Genomic DNA, 4,512 nt, shown 5'->3' on the forward strand with positions numbered 1-4,512 from the left:
GGGGGTCACTACCAGCACGCCGGGCTTGAGCAGCTCCACGGTGTTGCGCATGGTGCGCGCGCAGATGATGATCTTGGTCATGCGCCGGGTTTCATAATCGCCGGCGTTGAGGATCTGCGCGCCCATCAGGTCGGCCACGTCGCGGGTGCGCGGGGCGTTGAGTTCCGGTTGGTAGGGAATGCAGCCCAACAGGCGGAAATCGCCGCTGCGCAACAAAGGCGAATGCTCCTTGAGCCGCGCCGAGAAGGCTTCCATGCTTTCGTCGGTGCGCACCTTGTTGAGGATCACACCCAGCACTTTTGGGTCTTTCGGGCCGCCGAACAGCTGGGCCTGCAATTCCACGCGGCCGGAGAGTTCGGTCAGCACTTCGTTTTCCGGAGCCGAGACCAGGATCACCTCGGCGTCCAGGCTCTTGGCCAAGTGCAGGTTGACCCGGGCCGCATAGCTGGCGCTGCGGGTCGGCACCATGCCTTCGACGATCAGCACGTCCTTGCCCACGGCGGCTTGCTGGTAAAGGGTGATGATTTCTTCCAGCAGCTCGTCGAGCTGGCCGTCGCCGAGCATCCGTTCGACATGGGCCAGGCCCAGAGGCTGGGGCGGTTTCAGGCCGTGGGTGCGGGCCACCAGCTCGGTGGAGCGCTCGGGGCCGGTGTCGCCGGGGTGCGGCTGGGCAATCGGTTTGAAGAAGCCGACTTTCAGCCCGGCCCGTTCAAGGGTGCGCACCAGCCCAAGGCTGATGGAGGTCAGACCCACACCAAAATCGGTGGGCGCGATAAAAAAAGTCTGCATGCGAATTCTCTGGAGGTGCATGGCTTCGGTGGCGGCCTATGGCTGGCTGCCTACCGGGAATCAGGTGCCAAGGTTATCTTTATCTGAGCCTTGCGCACACCAGCCGCACGTAAAGGGCTTGTCTATTTTTTCAAGGCGTTGCGCCGGGTCCGTGACCCAGGCCCGGGATTGCCAGGGTGGCTGGTGGCGCAGGTGCTGGGTGTGGCCGCAGGAAAGCTCGACGACCCAGTGCCGGTCTTCGTCCTGGTGAAATCCGACGACCGTCGGGTCAGTTGTTCGACCCCGTCCGTCCGGGTTGTGTTCGCTTTCGGGCAAATCCTTGTTTAGACTTGTCCGTTCTTCATTCTTCTGCAAAAGGTCTCGCCCCATGCCGATCGCCGCCAATAAGGCTGTCTCCATTGACTATACCCTGACCAACGACGCTGGTGAGGTCATCGACAGTTCTGCCGGCGGCGCGCCGCTGGTCTACCTGCAAGGTGCAGGTAACATCATCCCGGGCCTGGAAAAGGCCCTGGAAGGCAAAGAGGTCGGTGACGAACTGACCGTTGCCGTAGAACCTGAAGATGCCTACGGCGAATACGCTGCCGAACTGGTCAGCACCCTGAGCCGCAGCATGTTCGAAGGTGTCGACGAGCTGGAAGTGGGCATGCAGTTCCACGCTTCCGCTCCGGACGGCCAGATGCAAATCGTCACCATCCGTGACCTGGACGGCGACGACGTGACCGTCGACGGCAACCACCCGCTGGCTGGCCAGCGCCTGAACTTCCAGGTGAAGATCGTCGCTATCCGTGACGCTTCCCAGGAAGAAGTGGCCCACGGCCACGTGCACGGCGAAGGTGGTCACCACCATTAATTGACTGAGCGACGCTCTGTCAGTTGGAAAAAGGCGCCTTCGGGCGCCTTTTTCATTTGGCGGCTATTCTTGCCGACTTGGCGGCTGTAATCTCGAATGGCCGTTACGAAGAACATGGGATATCTGGAGTTCGTCATGAGTGCTTTCCACGACCTTAAACTCAAAGCCCTGGATGGTCAGGAGCTGCCTCTGGCGCCCTTCAAGGGGCAAGTCGTGCTGGTGGTCAACGTCGCCTCCAAATGTGGGTTGACCCCACAGTACGCCGCGCTGGAAAACCTCTATCAGCAATACAAAGACCAGGGTTTCACCGTACTCGGGCTGCCGTGCAATCAATTTGCCGGGCAGGAACCGGGTACTGAAGAAGAAATCCAGGAATTCTGCAGCCTCAACTACGGCGTGACCTTTCCCCTGGGCAGCAAGCTTGAGGTGAATGGCCACGATCGCCACCAGCTGTATCGATTGCTGGCGGGCGAGGGCGCCGAATTTCCCGGGGACATCACCTGGAACTTCGAGAAATTCCTGTTGGGCAAGGACGGCCGGGTGCTGGCGCGTTTCTCGCCGCGTACACCGCCGGATGACCCCTCCATTATTCAGGCGATCGAAAAAGCATTGAACTGATACTTTTCAGCATTCTCGAGTGAGTTTCTGTGGCAAGGGAGCTTCCTGTGGCAGGGAGTTTCCTATGGCAAGGGAGCTTGCTGTGGCGAGGGAGCTTGCTCCCGCTGGGCTGCGAAGCAGCCCCATGCCCTCCCGCTTTTACCCCTTAATCACCCCAATCAATAGTGCTATCCAACACGCTGCACACTCCATATTATCCACATCATAAATTCCTTTCCGATGGAGTGCTCCCATGCCTGTCCAAGCTTTGTTCAAACCGTTCCAGCTCGGTGCACTGCAACTGCCGAGTCGCGTGGTCATGGCGCCGATGACCCGTTCCTTTTCTCCGGGTGGCGTGCCCAACTCCAAAGTGATCGAGTACTACCGCCGCCGCGCCGCCGCCGGTGTCGGCCTGATCATCACCGAAGGTACCGTGGTCGGCCACCCGGCTTCCAACGGCTACCCGAACGTCCCGCACTTCTACGGTGAAGCCGCCCTGGCCGGCTGGAAGAAAGTAGTCGACGCGGTACATGCCGAAGGCGGCAAGATCGTTCCGCAACTGTGGCATGTGGGCAGCGTGCGGCGCATCGGCACCGAGCCGGATGCCAGCGTCCCGGCTTACGGCCCCACCGAAAAACTCAAGGACGGCAATGTCGTCGTCCACGGCATGACCGTGCAAGACATCAAGGACGTGATCGCCGCGTTCGCCCAGGCTGCCAAGGATGCCCGGAGCATCGGCATGGACGGCGTTGAAATCCACGGCGCCCATGGCTACCTGGTGGACCAGTTCTTCTGGGAAGGCACCAACCAGCGCACCGACGAATACGGCGGCAGCCTGGCCAACCGTTCGCGTTTCGCCATCGAATTGATCCAGGCCGTCCGCGCCGCCGTGGGGCCGGACTTCCCGATCATCCTGCGTTTCTCCCAGTGGAAGCAGCAGGACTACACCGCGCGCCTGGTGCAAACCCCGGAAGCCTTGGGTGAATTCCTCAAGCCGCTGTCTGACGCTGGCGTGGATATTTTCCACTGCTCCACCCGCCGTTTCTGGGAGCCGGAATTCGAAGGCTCCGAGCTGAACCTGGCCGGCTGGACCCGCAAGCTCACCGGCAAGCCGACCATCACCGTGGGCAGCGTCGGCCTGGACGGCGAGTTCCTGCAGTTCATGGTCAACACCGACAAAGTGGCGCAACCCGCCAGCCTGGAAAAACTGCTGGAGCGCCTGAACAACGACGAGTTCGACCTGGTCGCTGTGGGCCGTGCGCTGCTGGTGGATCCGGATTGGGCACTGAAGGTTCGCGAAGGCCGTGAAGGCGACATCCTGCCGTTCAGTCGTGAGGCGTTGACGACGTTGGTGTAAGGGGCGACAGGGCGGGCACCGGTTGCTCGTCCTCGCACACCCCGCGTAATTGGCGCTCAAACTGCTCGATAATCGCCGGCCAACCCTGACGGCTGGCGTGTTGCCGGGCATTGAGCCGCACCCGGCGCAAGCTCTCGCGCTCTTCCAGCAGCCAATTGGCCGCATCGCAAAACGCTTCTTCATCCCCCGGCATCGCCAGCACGCCGCTGTAGCCATGGCGAATGTGCTGGGTTGCGGCCGCCTGGTCGTATGCCACCACGCCCAACCCTGAAGCCATGGCCTCCAGCACCACGTTGCCGAAGGTTTCGGTCAGGCTGGGAAACAGGAACACATCCCCGGACGCGTAATGCCGGGCCAGTTCCTCACCGCGCAAGGTGCCGCAGAAAATCGCCTCCGGCAGTTCCTTTTCCAGCATCGCCCGTTGCGGGCCATCGCCGACGATGATCAGTTTCATCTGGCGCAGTGGATACGTGTCCTGCAGCGTCTCGAAACAGCGCTTGAGTAACCCGAGGTTTTTTTCCTGGGCCAGGCGGCCGACATGCAGCACGGCAGTTTGCTCACTGGTCAGTGCCCAGCTTTCACGCAACGCATTGTCGCGTTTGGCCGGGTGAAACAGCTGGCTGTCGACACCGCGCGCGAGCATGCCCAGGCGCTCGAAATGGCGCCGCTCCAGCTCCAGGCGCTGGCTGGCGCTGGGCACCAGGGTCAGGGTCGAGCGGTTATGGAACCAGCGCAGATAGTGGGTCAGCACCCGGCTCAGCATGCCCAGGCCGTACTGGTTGGAATACTGCTGGAAGTTGGTGTGAAAGCCACTCACCACGCTGATCCCCAGGCGCCGCGCCGCCCGCAACGCCGACAAACCCAGCGGGCCTTCCGTGGCGATATACAACACATCCGGGCGCTGGCGGGTCCAGCG

The 4,512-nt window shown here is 61.7% G+C and carries 6 protein-coding genes; 3 read left to right on the top strand and 3 right to left on the bottom strand.

Annotated features, from left to right (window positions below):
• Together HX846_RS27215 and HX846_RS27220 are read right to left on the bottom strand one after the other, a co-directional pair.
• A partial coding sequence (locus HX846_RS27215) for an AAA family ATPase (protein ID WP_178966471.1) occupies positions 1 to 789 on the bottom strand: 789 nt, incomplete at its 3' end.
• A 60-nt stretch (positions 790 to 849) separates the two neighbouring features.
• Positions 850 to 1,188, bottom strand: a complete 339-nt coding sequence (locus HX846_RS27220) for a DUF3565 domain-containing protein (protein ID WP_003208456.1) — start codon at positions 1,186 to 1,188, stop codon at positions 850 to 852.
• Between HX846_RS27220 and HX846_RS27225 the strand changes: the two genes are divergently transcribed.
• From HX846_RS27225 to HX846_RS27235, 3 genes are all read left to right on the top strand, one after another.
• Positions 1,157 to 1,642 (top strand): peptidylprolyl isomerase, encoded by a 486-nt coding sequence (locus HX846_RS27225; protein WP_003208457.1) that lies wholly within the window; start codon positions 1,157 to 1,159, stop codon positions 1,640 to 1,642. The two genes, HX846_RS27220 and HX846_RS27225, sit on opposite strands and share 32 nt — an antisense overlap.
• 135 nt (positions 1,643 to 1,777) lie before the next feature.
• Positions 1,778 to 2,260 carry a glutathione peroxidase gene (locus tag HX846_RS27230; RefSeq protein ID WP_102368136.1) on the top strand — a complete coding sequence of 161 codons (483 nt, stop codon included), beginning with the start codon at positions 1,778 to 1,780 and terminating at the stop codon, positions 2,258 to 2,260.
• A gap of 232 nt (positions 2,261 to 2,492) precedes the next feature.
• On the top strand, positions 2,493 to 3,596 hold the full coding sequence (locus HX846_RS27235; protein ID WP_178966472.1) for an NADH:flavin oxidoreductase: 1,104 nt from the start codon (positions 2,493 to 2,495) through the stop codon (positions 3,594 to 3,596).
• On the opposite strand, the gene HX846_RS27240 is transcribed toward HX846_RS27235, so the two are convergent.
• A partial coding sequence (locus HX846_RS27240) for a glycosyltransferase family 1 protein (protein WP_178966473.1) occupies positions 3,565 to 4,512 on the bottom strand: 948 nt, incomplete at its 5' end. The genes HX846_RS27235 and HX846_RS27240 overlap by 32 nt on opposite strands.

It is taken from the genome of Pseudomonas sp. K5002, from assembly GCF_013386655.1.
In the GTDB taxonomy this organism is placed as follows: Bacteria; Pseudomonadota; Gammaproteobacteria; order Pseudomonadales; family Pseudomonadaceae; genus Aquipseudomonas.